Source organism: Tsukamurella sp. NPDC003166, from assembly GCF_040611135.1.
Lineage (GTDB): Bacteria > Actinomycetota > Actinomycetes > Mycobacteriales > Mycobacteriaceae > Tsukamurella.
The window spans coordinates 15,262-36,970 of record NZ_JBEXNL010000022.1; the positions used below are offsets into that span (position 1 = coordinate 15,262).

A 21,709-nucleotide genomic window follows, 5' to 3' on the forward strand; every position below is an offset into this window, starting at 1 on the left:
CCCGCCCGAACCGGTCACCGTCGGGCCGTGCCACCGCCGCCCCGGAGCCCTCCGGGAGGCGGACCCGGGGGCCTAGCCCGCGGACTGGTCCCGAGACTTGGCGCGCGACCGCTCGCGGGCGCGCTCGGTGGCGTTCAGGTGCACCTTACGCACCCGGACGACCTCGGGCGTGACCTCGACGCACTCGTCGCCGGCGCAGAACTCCATCGCGGCCTCGAGCTCGAGCTTGATGGGCTTGGCGAGGGTCTCCATCACATCCGCGGAGGACTGACGCATGTTGGTCAGCTTCTTCTCCTTGGTGACGTTGATGTCGAGGTCCTCGGCGCGGGGGTTGATGCCCACGACCATGCCCTCGTAGGTGTCGGCGCCCGGCTCGACGAAGAAGGTGCCGCGGTCGGCCAGCTGGATCATGGCGAACGGGGTCACGCTGCCCTGGCGGTCCGAGACCAGCGAGCCGGTGTGCCGGGCGCGGATCTCGCCGGCCCACGGCGCGTACTCGTGGAAGACGGCGTTGGCGATGCCGGTGCCGCGGGTCTCGGTGAGGAAGTCGGTGCGGAAGCCGATGAGGCCGCGCGACGGGACGACGAACTCCATGCGGACCCAGCCGGTGCCCTGGTTCGCCATGGTCTCCATGCGGCCGCGACGGTTCGCGAGCAGCTGGGTGACCGACCCGAGGTACTCCTCGGGGACGTCGATGGTGAGGTGCTCGAAGGGCTCGTGCACCTTGCCGTCGACCTTGCGCGTGACCACCTGGGGCTTGCCGACGGTCAGCTCGAAGCCCTCGCGGCGCATCTGCTCGACGAGGATGGCCAGCGCCAGCTCGCCGCGGCCCTGCACCTCCCACTGGTCGGGCTTGCCGATGTCGAGGACCTTGAGCGAGACGTTGCCGATGAGCTCGGAGTCGAGGCGCGACTTGACCATGCGGGCGGTCAGCTTGTGGCCCGAGACCTTGCCGACCAGCGGCGACGTGTTGGTGCCGATGGTCACCGAGATGGCGGGCTGGTCGACCGTGATCCGGGGCAGCGCGACGGGGTTGTCGAGGTCGGCGAGGGTGTCGCCGATCATGATCTCCGGGAAGCCCGCGACGGCCACGATGTCGCCGGCGACGGCCTCCTCGGCGGGCTTGCGCTCGACGCCGTCGGTGGCCAGCAGCTCGGTGACCTTGGCGTTGGTGACCACCGGCTCGCCGTCGACCTCGCGCATCCAGGCCACGGTCTGACCCTTGCGCAGGGTGCCGTTGTGGATACGGACCAGGGCGAGGCGGCCGAGGAAGGCCGACGCGTCGAGGTTGGTCACGTGCGCCTGCAGCGGGGCGGCCGGGTCGCCCTTGGGCGCCGGGATGTGGTCGTGCAGGATCTCGAACAGCTCGTCGAGGTTCTCGGCGTCCGGGACCTCGCCGTTCGCCGGCGCAGTGGTCGACGCCTTGCCCTCGCGGCCCGAGGCGTAGATCACGGGCAGCCCGAGCGCCAGCTCGGCGGCCTCCGCGGCCTCGTCGGACAGGTCGGACGCGAGGTCGAGCAGCAGGTCCTGGGCCTCGGTGACGACCTCCTCGATGCGGGCGTCGGGGCGGTCGGTCTTGTTGACCACCAGGATCACGGGCAGCGAGGCGGCGAGCGCCTTGCGCAGCACGAAGCGGGTCTGCGGGAGCGGGCCCTCGGAGGCGTCCACGAGCAGGACGACGCCGTCGACCATCGACAGGCCGCGCTCGACCTCGCCGCCGAAGTCGGCGTGGCCGGGGGTATCGATCACGTTGATGACGGTGGTGGTGCCGTCGGCGTTCACACGGTGGACGGCCGTGTTCTTCGCCAGGATCGTGATGCCCTTCTCCTTCTCGAGGTCGCCCGAGTCCATCACGCGGTCGACGAGCTCGGCGCGCTCACCGAAGGCGCCGGACTGCCGCAGCATCGCATCGACAAGGGTGGTCTTCCCGTGGTCGACGTGCGCGACGATGGCGACGTTGCGGAAGCTGGGCTGGCTCACAAGGGTTCTCCTGCGGTTGGCGTCCGCGCACGCGGGCGGCCCCGTCGTGACGGAGCGCGTCTCGCGGACACGAAAAAGGGACGTGCGGACACGCCTGGTCGATACCAGTTTAGGGGGAACAGGCGGTCCGGCCCGAATCGCAGAGCGCCGGTGTGACGATTGACAAGTTCTCATTAGGTTGCGCTAACCTATTGAGGTGAGTAAGACCAAGGCGCACGAACTCGTGGGCAGCAAGCCCAAGAAGAAGTGCTGCCGTAAGAAGACGCGGTGCATGAAATGCCCCGTGGTGATCCACAAACTCAATCGCCTGGCCGCGGACGGCGCCTCCAAGAAGGACCTCAAGAAGTCCCTGAAGTCCGTGCGCGACAACCCGAACCGCACCCGGGCCGCCTGACGGTGCACGGCCGGGCGGTTCCGCCGAGCCTCAGTCCGACGGTGCGCCCACCAGCAGGTCCGTCAGGATGGACGTCAGGACGCTCACCAGTTCGGCGGGGTCGGAGTGGTCGTCGGAGTGCTGCCACCACGCCATGAGGAACTCGTTGACCGAGGGGATGAACGCCGCGTAGGCCCAGGGCGCGGCCGCGCGGGCGCCCGCCTCCTCGGCCGCGGCACGCACCATCGCGGCCCAGGCCGCGCGATTGTGCATCCGGAATCGCTCGAGTTCCGCGCTCACGCTCACCACCTCCACGAACGCGACCCGCAGGCCGCGGGGGTCGGCGAGCACCGCGTCGATGTACGCGGCCAGACCGCGGGACACCAGGTCCCGTACGGCCTGCGGGCCCGCGCCGGAGGCACCGTCGGCCAGCGCCGCCGCGACAGCAGCGCGCCCCCGCGCCTGCACCCCGTCGTACAGGTGCCGCAGCAGCGCCTCCCGATCGTCGAACTGCTCGTAGAAGTGCCGGCGCGAGACCCTGGCGAGCTCGCAGATCGCGGCCACCGTCGTCTGTTGGTAGCCCGCGGTCGCGAAGAGCTCCAGCCCCGCGTCCTCCAGGCGCGCGAGGCGCTCGGCGTGCCGGGTCCGCGCGTCGGCGCCCGCGTACACCCGCCCGACGGTGCCCGTTCCCGAGCCGGGTGCGCCCCCGATCACGACGTCGATTCGGTGGCGCCCCACCAGATGTTCACGCCGCCGTCCACGGCGAACTCGTCGATCGCCGCGAGCTCGGCGTCGGAGAAGTCGAGGTTCGCCACCGCACCCACGCTGTCCTCGAGCTGCGCGACGCTGGACGCGCCGATGAGTGCGGAGGTCACGGCCGGGGTGCGCAGCACCCACGCGATCGCCATCTGCGCGAGCGTCTGCCCGCGCGCCGCGGCGAGGTCGGCGAGGCCGCGCACCCGCATGAGATTCTCCTGCGACAGCATCCCGCTGGAGAGGCTCTTGCCGGCGGCGGCGCGCGAGTCCTCCGGTACGCCACCGAGGTAGCGGTTCGTGAGCAGGCCCTGCGCGAGCGGCGAGAAGGCGATGACGCCCATCCCCTCGGCGGCGGTGGTCCGGAGCAACGAGGGAGCCTCCGCGCCGCCCGCGGGGTCGGGCCGCTCGACCCAGCGGTTGAGCATCGAGTAGGACGGCTGGTGGATGAGCAGCGGGGTGCCGAGATCACGCATGATCTCCTGCGCGCGAGCGGTGAGCTCCGCGCTGTACGAGGAGATCCCCACGTGCAGCGCCTTGCCCGAGGTCACGGCGTGGTGCAGTGCGCCCATGGTCTCCTCGAGCGGCGTCTCGGGATCCGGCCGGTGGCTGTAGAAGACGTCCACGTAGTCGAGCCCCATGCGCCCCAGCGACTGGTCCAGCGAGGCGAGCAGGTACTTGCGGGAGCCGCCGAAGCCGTACGGTCCCGGCCACATGTCCCAGCCCGCCTTCGACGAGATGATCAGCTCGTCCCGGTAGGGCCGGAAGTCCTCGGCGAGCAGCGTGCCGAAGTTCCGCTCGGCGCTGCCGGGCGGCGGCCCGTAGTTGTTCGCGAGGTCGAAGTGATTCACCCCGAGGTCGAACGCGCGGCGCAGGATGTCGCGCTGGGTCTGCAGCGGCTTGTCGTCGCCGAAGTTGTGCCAGAGGCCGAGCGAGACGGCCGGGAGCTTGAGCCCCGACTCCCCTACGCGACGGTACGGAACGCCCTCGTAACGGCGGTCGGCGGCGACGTACGGATCGAATGCACCCATGACCACCATCATGCCCGGCGCGCGTCACCCGCGGGCCTACGATCGGCAGCATGAGCGACGACGCACAGGACGGGTCCCACGACGAGAGCCTGCTGACGGTGCTCATCGCGTTCGGTGCCAACGTGCTCATCGCGGTGGCGAAGTCGGTCGCGGCGGTGGTCACCGGCTCGGCGGCGATGGTCGCCGAGGCCGCGCACTCGTGGGCCGACACGGGCAACGAGGTCTTCCTGCTCATCGGCGCCCGGCGCGCCGCGAAGCCCGCGGACCCGTCGCATCCCTTCGGCTACGGCCGGTCCGGCTACGTCTGGTCGATGTTCGCGGCGTTCGGCCTGTTCAGCGTCGGCGCGGCGGTGTCGGTGTGGCACGGCGTCTCGGCGCTGGCCGCGCCCGAGGAGACCTCGGACTACGGCTGGGCCTACGCGGTGCTCGCCATCGCGTTCGTATTGGAGGGCACGTCGTTCCTCCAGGCCCTGCGGCAGACCAGGGCCGGCGCGCAGGAGCGCATGATGCATCCGCTGCGCTACGTGCGGATCACGTCCAACCCGGTGCTGCGCTCGGTCTTCGCGGAGGACCTCAGCGCCCTGATCGGCATCGTCATCGCCGCGACCGCGCTGGCTCTGCACCAGATCACCGGGAACTCGGTGTGGGACGCGATCGGGTCGATCGCCGTCGGGATCCTGCTCGGCGTCGTCGCCGTCTTCCTGATCCGGCGCAACATGGATTTCCTCACGGGTGAGGAGGCGACGCCCCTGGCCCGCAACCACATACTCGAGGCACTGCTCGCGCACCCGGACATCAAGCAGGTGAGCTTCCTGCACATGGAGTGGGTCGGCGCCGATCGCCTGTTCCTCGTCGCCGCCGTCGACCTAGAGGGTGACCTGCCGGAGTCGCAGGTCGCGGCCCGGCTCGCCACGATCGCGGACGACATGGATCGCATCCCGCGCATCCAGCGCGCCGTCTTCACCCTCACCCGGCCCGGCGACGCGACGACCCTGCGCCCCGGCCCCCTGCCCGACTGGTACTTCCCCGCACACGCGCCCCGGCCCTGACCCCGCGCGCGACCGGCGGTCGGACGGCGCACCGTCGGACCGGCGGACCCGTCAGGTCAGGCGCGCCGCGAGGCGGGAGGCGTTCATGTGCGCGATCGCCTCGATGGAGATCATCGGGTTCACGCCGCTCGGGGTGGGGAAGCACGACGCGTCCGCGACGACGAGGTTCGGCACCTCCCAGGTCGCACCGTCGGGGTCGGTCGCCGAGGTCTGCCGGCTGCCGCCCATCGCGGCGGTACCCATGATGTGCAGCGCGGCCATCATGCATCTCGCCGGGGCGTAGCCCTGCGCGTGCGCCCGGCCGGCGAGGTCGGCGATGCGGTCCGCGCGTCCGGCGGCGTCGACCGCGTCGGCGAGGTCCACCGCCACGCGCACCTGATGCGCGGTGCGGAGCGCCGTCGCGCCGGCGGCGGCGAGGATCTCGGCGGCGCCCACCACCCCACGGTGCAGATGACGGGCGTCGTAGTCGCTGATCCGGTAGTGCGCCACGGGCTCGCCGTCGCGCCCGACGGTGACCCTGCCCGCGCCGGTGTCGCGCAGGATCACGCCCACCACCCCGGTGCGGCGCAGGGACCGCATGTCGTCGGCGAGGTGGGCCGCGGAGTGCCAGGGCTGGAAGGCGACGGCGGCCCCAGGATGCATGGGCCCCGTCTCGTAGATCACGCCGTAACCGCGGCCGTCGAGGTCGGCGTGCTCGGTGGAGTAGCGGGTCTGCAGCCCGCCCTCCCACGGCCGGATGTCCTCGTCGAAGCGGCCGGCCACCGCGGTCGCGGGGTGCAACCGCAGGTTCGCCCCGATCCGCTCGTTGCGCAGCCCGGAACGACGCAACAGTGCCGGGGTCTGGATCGAGCCGGCGGACACCACCACGGCCCGGGCGTCGACGGTGACCCGCCTCCCGTCCGCCAGCGCCACCTCGACACCCGTGGCGCGGCCACGCGCGACCCGCACCCGCCGCACGTCGGCCTCGACGACGATGCGGGCCCCGGCGTCGGCGGCGTCCTGCAACCACGTCTTCGTCACCGACTGTTTGGCGCCGATCCGGCAGCCGTAGCCGCACCGCCCGCACTCGACACCCTGATCGCAGCCGAGAACGTTGCGCGGCATCGGGGCACAGTGCCGGCCCAGCGCGCCGAGGCCGCGTTCCATGATCGCGTCGCGGTGGGCGATCGCGCCGTGCTCGAGGTTCACCGACAGCCTCCGCTGGACGGCCGCGAGCGCGCGGGTGTACTCCTCGCCGGCGAACTGCCGCGCCCCGTACGCGGCCCACTCCGCTCGCACGTGGTCGGGGGTGGCGAAGGAGGTGGTCCAGTTGACGACGGTGCCGCCGCCCAGGGTGCCGCCGGACATGAGGGCGAGCTGGCCCTCCAGGGTGGAGGCGGGTGGCCCCGAGTACAGGGTGGTCAGCGCCTCGAGCTCGCCACGGCCGAAGTCACGGTCGTCGTGATAGCCGCCCTTCTCCAGGACCAGCACGTCGAGGCCCGCTGCGGCGAGCACCGCCGCGGCGGTGCCGCCGCCCGCGCCGGAGCCCACGATCACCACGTCGGCGCTCAACCTGTCGCCGGTCACGACGAGCGGAGTCAGCGGCCGCGGCGGTGCATCGGGCAGGGGCCCGAAGGCCTCCGGGTAGCCCATCGCGGCGCGCGCCGCGGTCGCGTCGGGCGCCACGAAGTAGGCGGCGATCAGCAAGGAGCGAAGGCCCTGGAAGATCGAGCGCTTCGCGGCCACCGTCGAACCGCCCCACCGAAGGAGGGCGGCCTCGCGCTCCCCATGGGGCAGGGCGGAGAACCTGCGCGGGCCGATGCCGTGGGCCAGCCCCATGCCGCGGGTGTCCCACAGGTCGAGGAAGATCTTCATCTCGCGCAGCTCGCGCGGCAGCAGCTTGTGCTGCGCCATCGCCGCGACGGTCGCGAGGTAGTCGATGCCCCGCGGCCCCGGTACGCCGTCCCATCCGGGAATCAGCGTCTCGCCGATCGCGAGGAGCGCACGCTCCTGGCGCGGGCCGAACGGGCTCGGGGACGTGTTCTCGGTCACGAGACCTATCCGATCACGGCCACGCGCCGCGGGTTGAGCGCGACGCGCACGATCTCTCCGTCGGCGGGCGCGGTGTCGCCGAGCGCCTCGACGAGCAGCTCGCCGTCGTCGGTGTCGACGCCGACGGTGATCCGCACTCCGTCGGCGGTCGGGACCGAACCCACCACGCGGGCCGGGACCCCGTGCGCCTGGAGCACGACGGAGCCGGGCCGCAGCCCCAGCTGGAACCGCCCGTCCGGGCAGTCGACGATGACCTGCCCCAGTGCGCACGTCGCCTGCTGGCGCTCGACCTGCGCGTCCACCAGCACGGTGTAGCCGAGGAACCGCGCGACCTCGGGCGTGCGGGGACGCCGCCAGAGCCGCGCGGGCCGGTCGACCTGGGCGATCTCGCCGGCGTCGAGCACGGCGACGGTGTCCGCGAGTTCCACCGCCTCGTCGTGGTCGTGGGTCACGATCAGGGCGGGCGTGGCGGTCTCGCGGAGGATCCGGCGCAGGTCGCCGACGAGGCGGTCGCGCAGCCGGCGGTCCAGCGCCGAGAGCGGCTCGTCCAGCAGCAGGAGCCGCGGGCGCGGGGCCAGCGCGCGGGCCAGGGCGACGCGCTGCTGCTGGCCGCCGGACAGCTCCCCGACGGGGCGCGACCCCAGGCCCGGCAGCCCGACGAGCTCGAGCAGCTCCTCGACCCGGGCGTCGGCCTCGGCGCGCGGCACGTGCCGCCGCTGCAGGCCGTAGCGGATGTTGCCCGCCACATCGCGGTGCCCGAACAGCTGGCCGTCCTGGAAGACCATGCCGAACCCACGCCTGTGCGTGGGCACCCGGGCCAGGTCGGCGCCGTCCAGAAGGATGCGGCCGGAGGCCAGCGGCTCGAGACCCGCGACGGCGCGCAGCAGCGTCGACTTGCCGCAGCCCGACGGGCCGAGCAGCGCAGTCACCGATGAGCCTCCCCCGGACGGGCCGTCCGGGGGCTCGGCTCCCGTCGCGTCATGCCCGACGGTGAGCGAGACCTCGCGCACCGCCGTCTCGGCGCCGTACCGCACGCTCACGCGGTCGATGGTCAGCACGTGCAGTCCCCTCTCGCGGATCCCCGGCCGCGCCCCCTGCGCCCGGTCAGAACTCGGCCCTCGCGGTGTCGTCCCGGCGGAGCACCTCGACGAGCCCGATCACCAGCACCGTCGCCACGATGAGCAGCACGGAGCAGGACGCCGCCAGCGCGGCGTTGTCCCACCCCGGACGGCCGGAGATGCGGCCGATCAGCACGGGCAGCGTCATCTGCTCGGGCCGGACCAGGAAGCTGGCCGCCCCGAACTCCCCCAGCGTAACGACGTACGCGAACCCCGCGGCGACGGCCACGGATCGCCCGATGACCGGCAGGTCGACCGTGGTGAACACGCGCAGCGGGGACGCGCCGAGCACGGCCGCCGCCTGCCGCTGCCGCGGGTCGACCGCGGCGAGCGCGGGCACCAGCACGCGCACCACCAGCGGCAGCGCGACGAGCGCCTGGACGAAGGGCAGCACCGCGGGCGACTCGCGCACCGTCGGGAGCGATTGCAGCGCAAGGAGGTAGCCGAAACCGAGGGTCACGGCGCTCACCCCGAGCGGCAGCATCACCACCGCGTCGGCGAACCGGCTCAGTAGGCCGCGCGAGCGCGAGATGGCCAGCGCAGCCAGAGTTCCCACGACGAGCGCGATCGCACCCGCCTGCGCGGCGGTCACCAGAGACATCGTCAGCGCCTTGGCCGGCACCACCCCGCCGATGTCGGCGGTCAGCCGGCGGTAGGCGTCCAGGCTCAGCGCGCCCGACTGGTCGGGATGCAGCGAACGGAGCAGGAGCGCGGCCAGGGGGAAGAGCAACGCCACCACGGCCGCCGGCACGCCGAGGAGCACGCCGATCCGAGCCGGGCCGTCCGGCCGGGCGGGCTGCGGGCGTGCCGCCGAGGAGGGACGCGAGGCCCGCACGCGCAGCGCCCCGCTGAGGGTCACGGCGAGGATCACGACCACGATCTGCACCAGCGCGAGCAGGGCCGCGGTCCGCAGGTCGAAGGCGCCGACGACCTCCTGGTACATCGCCGTCTCGAGAGTGCGCAGCCGGCTGCCGCCGACCACGAGGACGATGCCGAAGCTCGTGGCGCAGAAGAGGAACACCACAGATGCCGCCGACGCGATCGCCGGGAGCAGCGCGGGCGCCGTGGCGGTGAGGAAGGCGCGCGCCGGCCCGGCGCCGAGCGTGCGCGCGGCCTGCTCGGCGCGCGGGTCGACGGCCGACCAGACGCCGCCGACGATCCGCGCGACCACGGAGACGTTGAAGTAGGCGTGCGCGAGCAGCACCGCCCACACCGTTTCCGACAGGCCGAGGAAGCCCAGGCCCCCGCCGGGCGCGAACATCGTCCGGAAGGCGACGCCGACGACCACGGTCGGGAGCACGAAGGGCACCGTCACCAGCACCCGGACCAGCCACTGCCCGCGGAACCTCACGCGCGCGGTGAGCCACGCGAGCGGTAGCCCGAGGACCACGGTGAGCAGCGTCGACGCCGCGGCCTGCCAGACGGTGAACCAGACCAGGCCCAGCCCGCCCGCACCGGTGAAGCCCTCCCAGAGGGAGACACCGTCGGACGAGAGCCCGCGCCCGATGATCGCGGCGACAGGCCAGACGAAGAAGACCGCGACGAACAGCAGCGGCGCGGCCAGCAGGGCGAGCCGCCCGAGGGAGGCCGAGGGCGCGACGCCGCGCAGCACCCGGAAGGTCACCGCCCCATCAGCTGGCGCCACTGCCGCACCCAGCCGTCGCGCTCGTCGGCGAGGCGGTCGGCGGGCAGCGTGGCGGCCTTCGGCGGGACGGGTGCGTACTTGGCCCAACTGTCGGGCAGCGCGACGCCGCGGGTCACCGGGTAGACGTACATCTCGTCGGGGATGGTGGCCTGCACCGCGGGAGTCAGCAGGAAGTCGATGAGCTTGCGCGCGCCGTCGGGGTTCTTGGTGCCGCGCAGCACACCCGCGTACTCGACCTGCCGGAAGCAGGTGTCGAGCAGCGCCTTGGTCGGGGGCGCGGCGCCGTCCTTGCCCACCTCGGCCGCGGGCGAGCTGGCGTAGGAGACGACGATCGGCTTCGGGCCCTTGCCCGACGATCCGGAGAAGTCGGTGGAGTAGGCGGTACTCCAGTTCGGCGCGACGGCCACGTCGTTCGCGCGCAGCGAGCGCCAGTAGTCCTGCCAGCCCTCGCCGAGGGTCGCGACGGTGCCCGCCAGGAAGGCCGTGCCCGGCGAGGCGAGTTCCGGGTTCTCGACCACGGTGAGCCCGCGGTACTCGGGCTTCGCGAGGTCCTGATAGGAGACCGGCTCGGGCAGGTTCTTGTCCGTGAAGTACCGGGTGTCGATGTTCACGCACACGTCGCCGAAGTCGACGGCCGTCAGTTGCGGCATGCCGGCGAGCGCGTACTCCTGCGCGCCGTTCGCGGCAGCGGGCGAGACGTACTCGTCGAAGACCCCGGCGCGCACGGGCCGCGCGGCGTAGGTGTTGTCGACGCCGAAGGCGACGTCGCCGGGCGGGTTCCCCGGGGTGAGCGACAACTTCGTGGCGAGCTCGCCGCCGTCGCCGAGCTCGACGGTCTTGATCTTCAGACCGGTCTGCTTGGTGAAGTCGGCGAGCACGTTCTCCGGCAGGTGGAAGCTCGAGTGGGTCACCAATGTCACGGTTCCGGTGGCCGACGGTGCGTCGCTCGGGCCCGACGGTGCCGTGGACGTCGCGCAGGCGCTGGTGGCGAGGGCCGTCGCGGTCAGGATCGCAAGGCCGAGACGGCCGAGGTTGTTCATCCGCTCAGAGTACGGCGCGTAGGCGCCGCCGCTGCGCAAGGATCAGCGCGACCAGGCCGAGGGCGGCGAGCACCCCCTCGGCCAGAAGGACGGCGCGGAGGAGACCGTCGTGCAACCCCACCAGCTTGAGCAGGTCGTCCGTGAAGTGCACGCCGACGTAGTACATCGCGGCGAGCCCGACCGCGAGCGCCGTCGACCACCGGGTGTACGCGGCGCCGGGGGTCGTGAAGCCTTCGCCGCCGGCCCGGCCGAGTGGACCGTGCACCACCCAGATGAGCAACGGCACGACCCAGACGAAGTGGTGGATCCACGAGATCGGCGAGCCGAGCAGCCCCAGCAGTTGGACGAGGACGAGCGCGACGAGGGCGTCGCCGCGGCGCACGACCCACCACGCGGCGAACAGCAGTGCGGCCGCGACGGCAACCGCGACGAGCCAGGCGACGCCGGTCCCCACGTCGTGGCCCACGAACCGCGACACCGCGCCGCGCAGCGCCTGGTTGTCGGGCTTGGCGGGATCGCCGATCGGCCCGGTGTCGCCGAGCAGCACCGTGAAGTAGCGGCGCGTCTCCGCGGGCAGCAGCAGGTAGCTGATCCCGACGGTGGCGCCGAAGGTCACCGCCGAGCAGACCGCGGCCCACACCCGGCCGCGCGCGAGCAGGAACAGCCCGCCCACCGCAGGGGTGAGCTTGATGCCGGCCGCGATGCCGATCAGGAGGCCGGAGGCACCGTCGACCTCGGCGGGCCGCAGCGCGAGCGCCGGGCCGGGCGCGCTGCGGGCCACGAGGTAGGCGGCCCACACCCCGAAGGCCATGAGGACGACGTTTATCTGCCCGTAGTCCAGGTTTGTGCGGACGGGGTCGATCCAGAGCGCGCCGGCGGTCCAGAGCAGGGGCAGCTCGCGCGGCACGTCGCCCAGGCGCGACGGTGCGCCGCGCCCCGCGGCCAGGATGGCGAGGGACATGCGGATCACCAGGAACAACAGCCCCGCGGTGAGCGCCACCCAGCCGACCGCGACCACCGGGAAGGGCAGGAAACGCAGCGGGAAGAAGAACAGCCCCGCGAACGGCGGGTACGTGAACGGCAGCGGCTGGTCGGGCGTGTAGTCGCGGAGGGCGAAGTCGTAGAGCCCGCCGTCGGTGACCCGGCGCGCCGCCTCGTAGTAGACCCGCAGGTCCACGAAGTTGAAGTTGTGCCTGCCCGCCAGAATCCAGACGATGCGGGCCCCGACCGCTGTGAGGAAGAGCGGGAGTGCCGCCCGACGGAGCCCGCCGGCGAGACCGCCGTCGGCCTGCGCGATGCGGTCCTTGGTCACGGGTGGACACCTTAGCGATGCTCACGCCCGTTGCGCGAACCGCCGCGGGTCTGGACCATGGAGCGGGTGACTGCTGCACAGGCGAGCCCTCCCGATCATTCCGCCCTGCGTTCGGCGGTGTCGGGGGCGCGCGCGATCGTCGACGTGGGCGTGGTCGTGGCGGTGCTGGTCGCCACCAATCTCATCGCGCACTTCACCGGCAGCTGGGCCGCGCTGCTGGCCGTCCCCGTGTCCGCGGTGCTGCTCATCGGCATCGCCCGGCATCGCGGGCTGGACTGGCACGAGTTGGGGCTGGGTCGCGAGCACTGGCGGTCCGGTGCGAAGTACGCCGCCGCGGCCGTGTTCGTGGTGGCGGCGGTGATCGCGATCGGCGCGCTGCTGCCGGTGACCCGCGGGCTCTTCCTCAACGACCGCTACGCCACCTTCTCGACGGCGATCATCGCCTCGATGGTGATCATCCCGCTGCAGACGGTGATCCCGGAGGAGCTCGCGTTCCGGGGCGCCCTGCACGGCACGCTGTCGCGCGCGATGCACGTCCGCTGGGTCGTGGTGACGGGCTCACTGCTCTTCGGCTTGTGGCACATCGCCTCGTCGCTGGGGCTGACCAGCGGCAACGCGGGCCTGACGAAGCTGCTCGGCGCCGGCGCGCTGGCGCAGTTCCTCGGCATCGCCGGTGCCGTGCTGGCCACCGCCTTCGCCGGGTTGGTGTTCACCTGGCTCCGCTCCCGCAGCGGTTCCCTCATCGCCCCCATCGCCCTGCACTGGTGCCTCAACGGCGCCGGCGCCCTGGCCGCCGCCTTCGCCTGGCAGCTCCTGCGCTGATCCGTCGCCGCCTGCTTCCGCCTGGTCCGCGGGCGTGGCGGGCGTGGCGGGCGTGGCGGCGAGGCGGCGAGGCGGCGAGGATGATCGTTTCGCGCAGCTATACGCACAGCGCATACCCATATTTATGCCGGTCAGAGCCGTTTTCTCGTAGTGGGCTATGCACTCTGCGTATATCCAAACGCGCAGGTCCAGCGATTTCGGCTCGAGTCGGCCATGCGCCGCGCGTGGGGTGCGGGCACGGGTATCGGGCACCGAGTCAGCCCCATCCCCGGCTGAACGTTCGCGGCTTCCAGCGGGGGACCGAACGCCGCGCAGGGGTCAGACGACCCCTCACCGCACGCACGGCTTCCAGTGGGGCTCGAACGTAGAGCGGGCGGATCGGTGCCGCGCGGGGGACGACCCACCGCGGCGAGCCGCATCCCACTGCGAGCGACACCCGGCACAACCACGCCCCACAACCCCGCGCTCGGCGCCAACGCTGCCAGCCTGCGCCGCCAGCCTGCGCCGCCAGCCTGCGCTACCAGTCCCCACTACTCCCCGGCGACGGTCCGCTGCTCGCGCGCCGCCGGCGCGACGAACACCGCGACCGCGACCGCGACGAGCACGAGGATCAGCGCGTAGAGCAGCGTCACGTACTGGCCCAGCGCGCCGATGATCGGCGGGCCGGCGAGGAAGGACAGGTAGCCGATCGTCGAGACCACCGACACCCGCGCCGCCGCCATCCGCGGATCGTCGGCCGCGGCGGACATGCCCACGGGGAAACCCAGCGAGGCGCCGAGGCCCCACAGCGCGACGCCCACGTACGCGGCCCAGGTCGGGCCGAAGATCACCAGAGACAGCCCGACGAAGGCCAACGCGCCGCACGTGCGCAGCGTCCGCACCCGCCCGAACCTGTCCAGCACACCGGTGCCCGCGAGCCGGCCGATCGTCATGAAGGCCACGAAGACCGCGAAGGTCAGCGTGCCGACGGTCTTCGACGTGCCGTGGTCGTCGACCATGGCCAGCGCGAGCCAGTCGTTGGCGCTGCCCTCGGTCAACGCCATGCCGAGCACCATGAGGCCGATGAGCAGGGTGCGGGGCTCGCGCCACACGGCGATCCGTTCGCGCCGGGAGACGGGCGCGTGATCGTCGGCGTCGTGCGCCTGGAAGGGGACGTGCCGCAGCGCGAACCACCCGGCGACGAGCAGCACGCCGTTCACCACGACCAAGTGCGGCAGCAGCGGCATGTGCGCCGCCTGCGCCGCGGCGGCGGTGAGGGCGCCCGCGACGGTGCCCATCGAGAACGCCGCGTGGAAGGCGGGCATCACGGTGCGCCCCAGCGCCCGTTCGTTCTCCGCACCGGAGAGGTTCATGCACACGTCGGTGATGCCGTGCGAAAGTCCGACGAACACCAGCGGCAGCAACGTGAGCGCGTAGTTGCCGGACTGCGCGCCCGCCGCAGCCGCGATCATCGTCACGCCGAGCGCCGGCAGCGTCACCGCGATCACCCGCCGCGCCCCGAACCGGGCGGCCAGCGCGCCCGACCCGACCAGGCCCAGCACGGACCCGACGGCCAGCCCGAAGGTGAGCAGGCTCACCTGCAGCGTCGTGGCGCCGAGCTCGTCGCGCACCTGCGGCAGCCGGCCCAGGTAGCTCGCGAAGGTGAGGCCGCTGAGCGCGAAGATCACCGCGACGGCATTGCGCCAGGCGAGCACCGAGCCCTTTGCCGCGTCCGTCTTCTGCTCCTGGAAGTCCACGCTCACCGATCAGCCCTTCGAAACGTTTCGATTACTGCTTGCTAGACTAGGTCCCCATGACACGCGGGTCAAACCGGATAACGCTGGTGCACGTCGCCGAGGCGGCGGGCGTCTCGCTGTCGACGGCCTCGCACGCCTTCGGCGTCGACAAGCCGATCAGCGACGCCACGCGCGCCCGGGTCCTCGCCGCCGCGGCCCAGCTGGGCTACGAGGGCCCCGACCCGCGCGCCCGTTCCCTGCGCAGCGGCCGCACCGACATCATCGGCGTCCAGGTCGACGACGAGGCCGGGCGCGCCTTCCGCGATCCCGTCATCATCGGCATCCTCGACGGGGTGTCCGCGGCGCTCGCCTCGAGCCCCACCTCGGTCCTCCTGATCCCCGATTCGGTGCCTGAGGAGCGCCTGCGCACGCTCCCCGTCGACGGGATCGTGGCCGCGGGGTGCTCCCCCGCGCTCCCCCAGCTCCGGGCCGCGATGAGCAGGCGTTCGGTCCCCGTCGTCACCGCCGGCAACCAGGTCGACGAGATCGGCAGCGTCGGGGTCGAGAACCGCGCCGCCACGACCCGGCTCACCGATCACCTGAAGGAACTCGGCCACCGCGCGGCGGGCATCGTCCGGCTGCGCCACGGCGACGTGGAGCGCGCACGCACCGACGCCGCCCGCACGGCGTTCCCGGACGCGCCCGTGGCGGTCACCGCCGACAGCACCATCGACGAGGGTTTCCGCGCCGGCGCCGAGCTGCTCGACCGCGGTCTCACCGCGATCATCGCGCAGTCGGATCTGTTGGCCGTGGGCGTGATCCGCGCGGCGGAGGTCCGGGGGCTCCGTGTTCCCGAGGACCTCTCCGTGGTGGGCTTCGACGGTGTCCGGGTGGACGGTTTCGCCCGCACCCTCACCACGATCCGGCAGCCCATCGTCGAGATGGGCCGTCTCGCGGCGCAGGCGGTACTCGCCGCCCACGACGGTGCGCCGCTGCCCACGCTCGCGATGGAGGTCGAGCTCGTCGTCGGCGACACGACCGGGCCCGCGCCTCAGGAGCGGAGCTGAGCGACCTCGTCGAGCGCCGCCACGAGCAGCTCCGCGTAGTCGTCCGGGTCCGGTACCGCCGTACAGCTACTGGTCACCGACACGGTCACCGCGTCGCCCAGGCCGTGCACGCCGTGCGTGAGCCCCATCGCGGGCGAGAGCGCCGGAAATCCTGCGGTGAACACCGATCTCCCGCCCAGCAGCACCAGGTCCGACGGTCCGCGGTACACGCTCGACAGCACGGTCGCGCCCGCCATCGTCTCGGGCCGCACGGAGGGGTCGAAGGCCCGCACGCCCATGCTCGCCAGGACCGACGGTGCCGCCTCCTCCGCTGCGCCCACGGTGCGCCACAGCGGGCTCCCCGCCCGGACCCGCGCGCGGTCGAGCGCGCCGGCGATGAGCGCGGGGCGCTCCGCGGGCGGCACCTCCGGATAGAGCGGCACCGAGACGTTCCCGAAGGCGTTGCGCTCCCCGTTCCGACGCTCCCGAGCGACCATGACCTCGGCGGCGAGGGCGTCGGGGACCGCGGCACCGCGCCGACGCAGGTACCGCTCGACCGCCAGCGACACCGCGGCGAGCGCGTTCACCGTCACGGTGTGCTCCGACCGGAGGGAAGCACTGTCGCGCACGACCATCCGCACGTCCCGCGAGGTATCGGGCGGGACGTTGAGCACGGTCAGCGGGGAGCCCGGGACGGGCTCGGGCAGGTTCCCCGCGCGGGTGCGCCGGTCGATCTCCGCCCTGGCCGGCGAGCTGAGCAGGCCGAGCGCCACCGTCCGCGCCAGCGCGACCGGCAGCCCGACGATGCCCCGCGCGGCGCGCACCGCGCCCGGCAACGGGTGGAAGACGGGGGCCTCCGGGCCCGGCGCACCGTCGAACAGGGTCCGCGCGATGGCGGACGCGCGGCGCCCGTCCGCGAGGGCGTGCGCCACCTGCAGCACCACGACGGTTGCCGTTCCCGTGCACCGCGGGGCGCCGGCGATGTGCGGGAGGACGTGCACGCGCCAGGGCGACACCGTCGCGTCCACCTGGCGCGCGAACAGCCGCGCGAGAGCGGCGGGCACCTCGGCCCAGGTCCGGGCGATGCCCTCGCGCACGTCCACGACGACGTTCGGCGCCCAGGCCGGGTGCTCGAGATCGCCTGGGGCGGGCGCGATCCGCAGCCTCAGGTCCGTGATCGACGGTGCGCGGGCGATGACCAGATCCGCCACCTCGGCCGCGGAGGGCCCGCGGGCGGCGCCGTGGTCGAAGCAGTAGAGCAGGAACTGGTCGCTCGGCACGACCTGGGAAGACCAATGAGTGCGGGCATCCCGCGGAGAGAGCAGCCCGCCGATCACGGCAGCAGGTCCCGGCGGTACATCAGCGCGGCGGCGCCCACGAGCGGGGCGTCACCACCGAGACCGGCCGGCACCACTCGGGCGGCGGCCACGTAGGGCAGCGGGTGCGCGGCGACGGCGGCCTGCACGAGCGCCACGAAATCGTCGGCGACGCGGGTGAATCCGCCGCCGAGGACAACGACCGACACCGGCACCAACGCGACGGCGCTGCCGATCCCCTGCCCGACGGCGGCGGCGCACCGTCGGACCGCGGCGACCGCGACCTCGTCGCCCGACCGGTACGCGGCACCCAGTTCCTCGCCCGTCGAGCCACGGAATCCCTGCGCACGTGCCCAGTCCACGGTGTGCGGGCCGGAGGCGACGGATTCGAGCATCGTCGTCCGGCCCAGCGAGACGCTGCCCGTGTACCCGGACAGTTCGACCTGGCCGATGTGGCCGGCGTTGCCTCCCAGAGCCTTTCCGCCCACCACGAAACCGCCGCCGACCCCGGTCGACACGACCATCCCCAGGGCGTCGTCGTAGCCGCGGGCGGCTCCGAGCCAATGCTCGCCCAGCACTATCGCGACACCGTCGCGGCGGAACTCCACGGGCAGGCCGCCGGCGACGTCGGCGACCAGGTCGCGGAGCGGAAAGCCGTGCAGGGCCTCGAGGTTGATCGGTGAAGCGGTCCCGGCGGCCTCGTCGACCGGACCCGCCGCGGCGAGCCCGACCCCGGTGACCGGCCCTTCCGCGGCGGCGAGCGCGTCACGCACGACACCCGCGATCGCCGCTTGCAGATCCGCGGTGGACGCCCGCACGCCGGTCGGCGCGCGGTGCCGCGAGGCCTCGACGACGGTGCCGTCGGGCTCGACGAGCGCCGCCGCCACCTTCGTGCCGCCGAGGTCCACCGCGAGCACCGTCATCGCGCGTACCGCACCAGACCGAGCTCGGCGGGACCGGCGAGGAGGCGGTTCTGCGGCAGGACGCGCACCGCGTATCCGAACCTGCCCACCTGCGCGGGCAGCACGGCGCGGTACCGCTCGCCGTCGAAGTGGAGCCGGACGGGCTTGCCGCCCACGATGTCCCCGCCCTCGCTGACCCCGCCGATCACCGCCTCGACGCGCACATCGCCGTCCTCCAGGGGGCCGAGGTCGATGTCGGCGGCGAGGTCGACCCCCTCGGGGACCACCGCCACCGTCGACGGGCCGACGCGCACCGCGTCCCAGCCCGCCCGCACCCGCGCGATGTACTCGACCAGTTCACCGATCACCGGCCGCGTCGCCCGGGCGGACCGCGCCGCAGGCCGGTAGTAGTCGGTCGCGTACTCGCGGACCATGCGGTCCGCAGACACCTCGGGCGCCGTCGCCGACAGCGCGTGCCGCACCTTCGACAGCCACCGCGGCGGGGCGTCGTCGGCGTCGCGCCGGTCGTAGAAGGCCGGCACCACATCGTGTTCGAGCAGGTCGTAGAGGGCGTCGGCCTCGATGTCGTCGCGCCGCCCCGGGTCGACGCCGACGGCCGACGGGATGGCCCAGCCGTTGTTGCCGTCGTACAGCTCGTCCCACCAGCCGTCCAGCACCGACAGATTGAGGCCGCCGTTCATCGCGCTCTTCATGCCCGAGGTGCCGCAGGCCTCCAGCGGCCGCAGCGGGTTGTTGAGCCACACGTCGCAGCCGTGGTACAGGTACCCGGCCATGCCGATGGAGTAGTTGGGCAGGAAGGCGATCCGGTGCCGCAGCGTGCGGTCGTCGGTGAAGTGGAGCAACTGCTGCAGGAGCCTCTTGCCCTCGTCGTCGTGGGGGTGGCTCTTGCCGGCGATCACGACCTGCACGGGCCGGTCGGGGTCCAGCAGGAGGGCGCGCAGCCGCTCGGGATCGCGAAGCATGAGGGTGAGCCGCTTGTAGGTGGACACCCGGCGCGCGAAGCCGATGGTCAGCACCTCGGGGTCGAACATCCGGTCCGTCCAGCCGAGTTCGGCGTCGACGGCGCCCCGCTCGATCCAGGCGGCGCGGGTGCGGGAACGCACCTCGTCGACGAGGCGGTGCCGCAGGGTGGTCCGCAGGCGCCACAGGGCCTCGTCGGGCATCGAGAGCGGGTCGGTGGCGCGCTCGGTGACCAGGCGATCGGCCCAGGTGCCGCGGTGGACGCCGTTGGTCACCGAGCCGATCGGGATCTCGGTGGGCTCGAAGCCGGGCCACAGGTCGGCGAACATCTCGCGGCTCACAGCCCCGTGCAGCTCCGACACCCCGTTGGCGCGCTGGGCGAGACGGAATCCCATGTGCGCCATGTTGAACACGCCGGGGTCCGCCTCCGCGCCGAGCGCGATGATCTCGTCGAGCGGAACGGTGGGCAACATCGTGCACATCTGCCCGCCGTCGCCGAAGTAGCGCCGCACGAGATCGACCGGGAAGCGATCGATGCCGGCGGGCACCGGGGTGTGGGTGGTGAAGACGGTGGCGGTGCGGGCGAGGGTCCTGGCCTCCGAGTAGGACAGGTCCTCCGTCGCCATGAGCTCGCGGATCCGCTCCAGCCCCAGGAATCCGGCGTGCCCCTCGTTGGCGTGGAACACCTCGACGCCGGGGTGCCCGGTGAGGTCGCAGAACGCGCGGGCCGCGCGGACCCCACCGATGCCGAGCAGGATCTCCTGGCGCAGGCGGTGTTCCGCGTCGCCGCCGTACAACCGGTCCGTGATCCCGCGCAGGTCCGGATCGTTGTTCTCGATGTCGGTGTCCAGCAGGAGCAACGGGATCCGGCCGACCTCGGCCCGCCACACCGCCGCGCTGAGCACGCGACCCTCGAGCGGCACGGAGACGACGAGTTGCTGCCCGCTCGAGAGGGTCACGGGGCGCAGCGGTAGTTGCTTCGGATCCAGCTCGGGGTACTGCTCGAGCTGCCAGCCGTCGGCCGACAGCGACTGCTGGAAATAGCCGTGCCGGTACATCAGGCCCAGGGCGATCAGCGGGAGGCCCAGGTCCGAGGCGGCCTTGAGGTGGTCGCCCGCCAGGACGCCGAGGCCACCCGAGTAGTTGGGCAGTGTCTGGCTGACCCCGAACTCCATCGAGAAGTACGCGATCCCCTTCGCGCCGTCCTTGAGCTCGTCCGCCCAGGCCGGCCGCGTCAGGTAGTCGTTCAGGTCGGCGTGGAGCGCCCGCACGCGGGCGACGAACTCCTCGTCCGCCGCGAGTTCGGCCACCCGTGCCTGATCGGCGCCGCGGAGCGCCTCGAGCGGGTCATGGGTGGCCGCCCACACCTCGGGGGCGAGGGCGGAGAACAGGTCCTGCGTGGGTCCGTGCCACACCCAGCGCAGGTTGAGCGCGAGGTCGGCGAGCGGGGCGAGCGACTCCGGGTAGACGGGCTCGACGGTGAAGGTTCCTTCTGCGTGCACGACTACCGACCCTATTGGTTGCCCGCGCGCCCCGCGAGGTTACCGGCGGGTCACGTGCTCAGTGCCGCGGCTGTCCGGTGGGCGCGCCCCCGATCGCATCGTCCCAGCGCGCTCGGTAGCGTCCCCACCGCGCGTCGAACCGCTCGGCGCGCTCGCGGGCTCGTTCCAGCTTCTCCGACGAGTAGCGGTGCCGCGCCCAGGGCGAGGTCGGACGTGCGAGCCGGACGGCCGCGACGAAGGCGACCGGGCCGACGAACAGCGCGATCAGCGCCGTCGGGTACTTGCCCTTGAGGGCGGTCGTGGCGACGAAGCCGAAATGGATCACCAACCAACAGACGATCACGCCGCGCAGCGCGGCGACCTCCGGCGGCAGGTCCTTGATGTTGAGCGGCGACACCCCCACAGCGGCCAGCCCGATCAGGGCGGCCGCGAGGGTGACGATGTTCACCGACAGCTGCCCCTCCTGCGACCAGTACACGTCCTGCAGCCGGAACAGCATGGCGAACTCATCGAGCACGAGCGCCGTGCCCACCCCGATCAGCACACCTGCGGCGTACGTCCACCCGGACAACGGCGGAGAGCCGATTCCCATGAACGCGCCGAGCATCAGGATCAGCATTCCCGGCGTCGAGTGGTGCAGGTGCACGCCACCGCCGCCGGAGATGTCGTGGAAGGGCCCCTTCCCGGCGCGGATCATCCGGGTGATGAACCGGACCACGACGAAGGCGACCACGAACGCGACGAAGCTCAGCAGGAGCGGCCCCTTGCAGCCGTCCACCACTTCCCGCGCCCACCATTGCGCCAGCCAGTGCATGCCGCCGATGCTAGGCGCGCGAAGCCCGCACGGCGGCGGAGCCGCGAGGACCGGGGACAACGTGGACGACTCTCAGAAGTCCCCGGCGTACTCCGGAGGCACTATCCGCGTGAGCCGCTCTCGCGTCGCGTCGTCGCGCGGCAGGGACGTGAGCATGCGCAGCGACGTGCCGATGGGGGCATTGCTCAACGCCGTGGGGCTGGTGGCGCTCGCGGCGAGCGGACTCGCGGCCCCGCAGGTCTGGGCGTGGGCGGCGCAGCGCGCCCCGATCCTCGTGGG

The 21,709-nt window shown here is 72.8% G+C and carries 17 protein-coding genes; 4 read left to right on the forward strand and 13 right to left on the reverse strand.

The window, feature by feature from the left end; translation table 11 throughout:
- Positions 1-72 precede the first annotated feature (72 nt).
- Positions 73-1,980, reverse strand: a complete 1,908-nt coding sequence (typA, locus tag ABZX10_RS19835; protein ID WP_355543911.1) for a translational GTPase TypA — start codon at positions 1,978-1,980, stop codon at positions 73-75.
- 196 nt (positions 1,981-2,176) lie between these two features.
- Here typA and ABZX10_RS19840 point away from each other — a divergent pair, with 196 nt between their 5' ends.
- Positions 2,177-2,374: a hypothetical protein gene (locus tag ABZX10_RS19840; RefSeq protein ID WP_355543914.1), complete on the forward strand. Its 198-nt coding sequence runs from the start codon at positions 2,177-2,179 to the stop codon at positions 2,372-2,374.
- 30 nt (positions 2,375-2,404) lie between these two features.
- On the opposite strand, the gene ABZX10_RS19845 is transcribed toward ABZX10_RS19840, so the two are convergent.
- Together ABZX10_RS19845 and mgrA are read right to left on the reverse strand one after the other, a co-directional pair.
- Entirely contained in the window at positions 2,405-3,067 is a 663-nt protein-coding gene (locus tag ABZX10_RS19845; RefSeq protein WP_355543917.1) for a helix-turn-helix domain-containing protein, read from the reverse strand.
- Positions 3,064-4,137: an L-glyceraldehyde 3-phosphate reductase gene (mgrA, locus tag ABZX10_RS19850; protein ID WP_355543920.1), complete on the reverse strand. Its 1,074-nt coding sequence runs from the start codon at positions 4,135-4,137 to the stop codon at positions 3,064-3,066. The genes ABZX10_RS19845 and mgrA overlap by 4 nt, the downstream gene beginning before the upstream one ends.
- A 50-nt stretch (positions 4,138-4,187) precedes the next feature.
- Between mgrA and ABZX10_RS19855 the strand changes: the two genes are divergently transcribed.
- On the forward strand, positions 4,188-5,186 hold the full coding sequence (locus tag ABZX10_RS19855) for a cation diffusion facilitator family transporter (protein ID WP_355543924.1): 999 nt from the start codon (positions 4,188-4,190) through the stop codon (positions 5,184-5,186).
- A 51-nt stretch (positions 5,187-5,237) separates the two neighbouring features.
- Here the strand turns inward: ABZX10_RS19855 and ABZX10_RS19860 are convergent, their stop codons facing one another.
- Genes ABZX10_RS19860 through ABZX10_RS19880 form a run of 5 tightly spaced genes read right to left on the reverse strand, consistent with a single transcriptional unit; the run spans position 5,238 to position 12,332 of the window.
- A complete protein-coding gene (locus tag ABZX10_RS19860; protein WP_355543927.1) occupies positions 5,238-7,217 on the reverse strand; it encodes a GMC family oxidoreductase N-terminal domain-containing protein in 1,980 nt (659 codons plus the stop codon).
- Positions 7,218-7,222: 5 nt separating this feature from the next.
- Positions 7,223-8,275, reverse strand: a complete 1,053-nt coding sequence (locus tag ABZX10_RS19865; RefSeq protein WP_355543930.1) for an ABC transporter ATP-binding protein — start codon at positions 8,273-8,275, stop codon at positions 7,223-7,225.
- Between the two features lie 46 nt (positions 8,276-8,321).
- The gene (locus tag ABZX10_RS19870; RefSeq protein ID WP_355543933.1) at positions 8,322-9,980 is read right to left on the reverse strand and encodes an iron ABC transporter permease; all 1,659 of its coding nucleotides are present in this window, start codon (positions 9,978-9,980) and stop codon (positions 8,322-8,324) included.
- Positions 9,956-11,020: a thiamine ABC transporter substrate-binding protein gene (locus ABZX10_RS19875; protein ID WP_355543936.1), complete on the reverse strand. Its 1,065-nt coding sequence runs from the start codon at positions 11,018-11,020 to the stop codon at positions 9,956-9,958. Before ABZX10_RS19875 ends, ABZX10_RS19870 begins: the two co-directional genes overlap by 25 nt.
- Before the next feature lie 4 nt (positions 11,021-11,024).
- The gene (locus ABZX10_RS19880; protein WP_355543939.1) at positions 11,025-12,332 is read right to left on the reverse strand and encodes a glycosyltransferase 87 family protein; all 1,308 of its coding nucleotides are present in this window, start codon (positions 12,330-12,332) and stop codon (positions 11,025-11,027) included.
- Between the two features lie 57 nt (positions 12,333-12,389).
- Here ABZX10_RS19880 and ABZX10_RS19885 point away from each other — a divergent pair, with 57 nt between their 5' ends.
- Complete coding sequence (locus tag ABZX10_RS19885) at positions 12,390-13,154, forward strand: CPBP family intramembrane glutamic endopeptidase (protein WP_355543942.1); 765 nt, start codon at positions 12,390-12,392, stop codon at positions 13,152-13,154.
- Between the two features lie 530 nt (positions 13,155-13,684).
- Here the strand turns inward: ABZX10_RS19885 and ABZX10_RS19890 are convergent.
- Positions 13,685-14,896: an MFS transporter gene (locus tag ABZX10_RS19890; protein WP_355543945.1), complete on the reverse strand. Its 1,212-nt coding sequence runs from the start codon at positions 14,894-14,896 to the stop codon at positions 13,685-13,687.
- 50 nt (positions 14,897-14,946) lie between these two features.
- Here ABZX10_RS19890 and ABZX10_RS19895 point away from each other — a divergent pair, with 50 nt between their 5' ends.
- Positions 14,947-15,936, forward strand: a complete 990-nt coding sequence (locus ABZX10_RS19895; RefSeq protein WP_355543948.1) for a substrate-binding domain-containing protein — start codon at positions 14,947-14,949, stop codon at positions 15,934-15,936.
- On the opposite strand, the gene ABZX10_RS19900 is transcribed toward ABZX10_RS19895, so the two are convergent.
- Genes ABZX10_RS19900 through ABZX10_RS19915 form a run of 4 tightly spaced genes read right to left on the reverse strand, consistent with a single transcriptional unit; the run spans position 15,921 to position 21,430 of the window.
- Positions 15,921-17,195: a WS/DGAT domain-containing protein gene (locus ABZX10_RS19900; protein WP_355543951.1), complete on the reverse strand. Its 1,275-nt coding sequence runs from the start codon at positions 17,193-17,195 to the stop codon at positions 15,921-15,923. The two genes, ABZX10_RS19895 and ABZX10_RS19900, sit on opposite strands and share 16 nt — an antisense overlap.
- Positions 17,196-17,248: 53 nt before the next feature.
- Positions 17,249-18,154: an ROK family protein gene (locus tag ABZX10_RS19905; protein WP_355543954.1), complete on the reverse strand. Its 906-nt coding sequence runs from the start codon at positions 18,152-18,154 to the stop codon at positions 17,249-17,251.
- Positions 18,151-20,616, reverse strand: a complete 2,466-nt coding sequence (gene glgP / locus ABZX10_RS19910) for an alpha-glucan family phosphorylase (protein WP_355543957.1) — start codon at positions 20,614-20,616, stop codon at positions 18,151-18,153. Before glgP ends, ABZX10_RS19905 begins: the two co-directional genes overlap by 4 nt.
- 58 nt (positions 20,617-20,674) lie before the next feature.
- Positions 20,675-21,430, reverse strand: a complete 756-nt coding sequence (locus ABZX10_RS19915; RefSeq protein ID WP_355543960.1) for a hypothetical protein — start codon at positions 21,428-21,430, stop codon at positions 20,675-20,677.
- Positions 21,431-21,709 lie beyond the last annotated feature (279 nt).

What these genes read in the sequence shown, in the direction of transcription:
- mgrA (WP_355543920.1), bottom strand. Translation starts at nt 4,137, where the DNA reads ATGGGTGCATTCGATCCGTACGTCGCCGCCGACCGCCGTTACGAGGGC.
- ABZX10_RS19855 (WP_355543924.1), top strand. Translation starts at nt 4,188, where the DNA reads ATGAGCGACGACGCACAGGACGGGTCCCACGACGAGAGCCTGCTGACG.
- ABZX10_RS19875 (WP_355543936.1), bottom strand. Translation starts at nt 11,020, where the DNA reads ATGAACAACCTCGGCCGTCTCGGCCTTGCGATCCTGACCGCGACGGCC.
- ABZX10_RS19885 (WP_355543942.1), top strand. Translation starts at nt 12,390, where the DNA reads ATGGAGCGGGTGACTGCTGCACAGGCGAGCCCTCCCGATCATTCCGCC.
- ABZX10_RS19895 (WP_355543948.1), top strand. Translation starts at nt 14,947, where the DNA reads ATGACACGCGGGTCAAACCGGATAACGCTGGTGCACGTCGCCGAGGCG.
- ABZX10_RS19905 (WP_355543954.1), bottom strand. Translation starts at nt 18,154, where the DNA reads ATGACGGTGCTCGCGGTGGACCTCGGCGGCACGAAGGTGGCGGCGGCG.
- ABZX10_RS19915 (WP_355543960.1), bottom strand. Translation starts at nt 21,430, where the DNA reads ATGCACTGGCTGGCGCAATGGTGGGCGCGGGAAGTGGTGGACGGCTGC.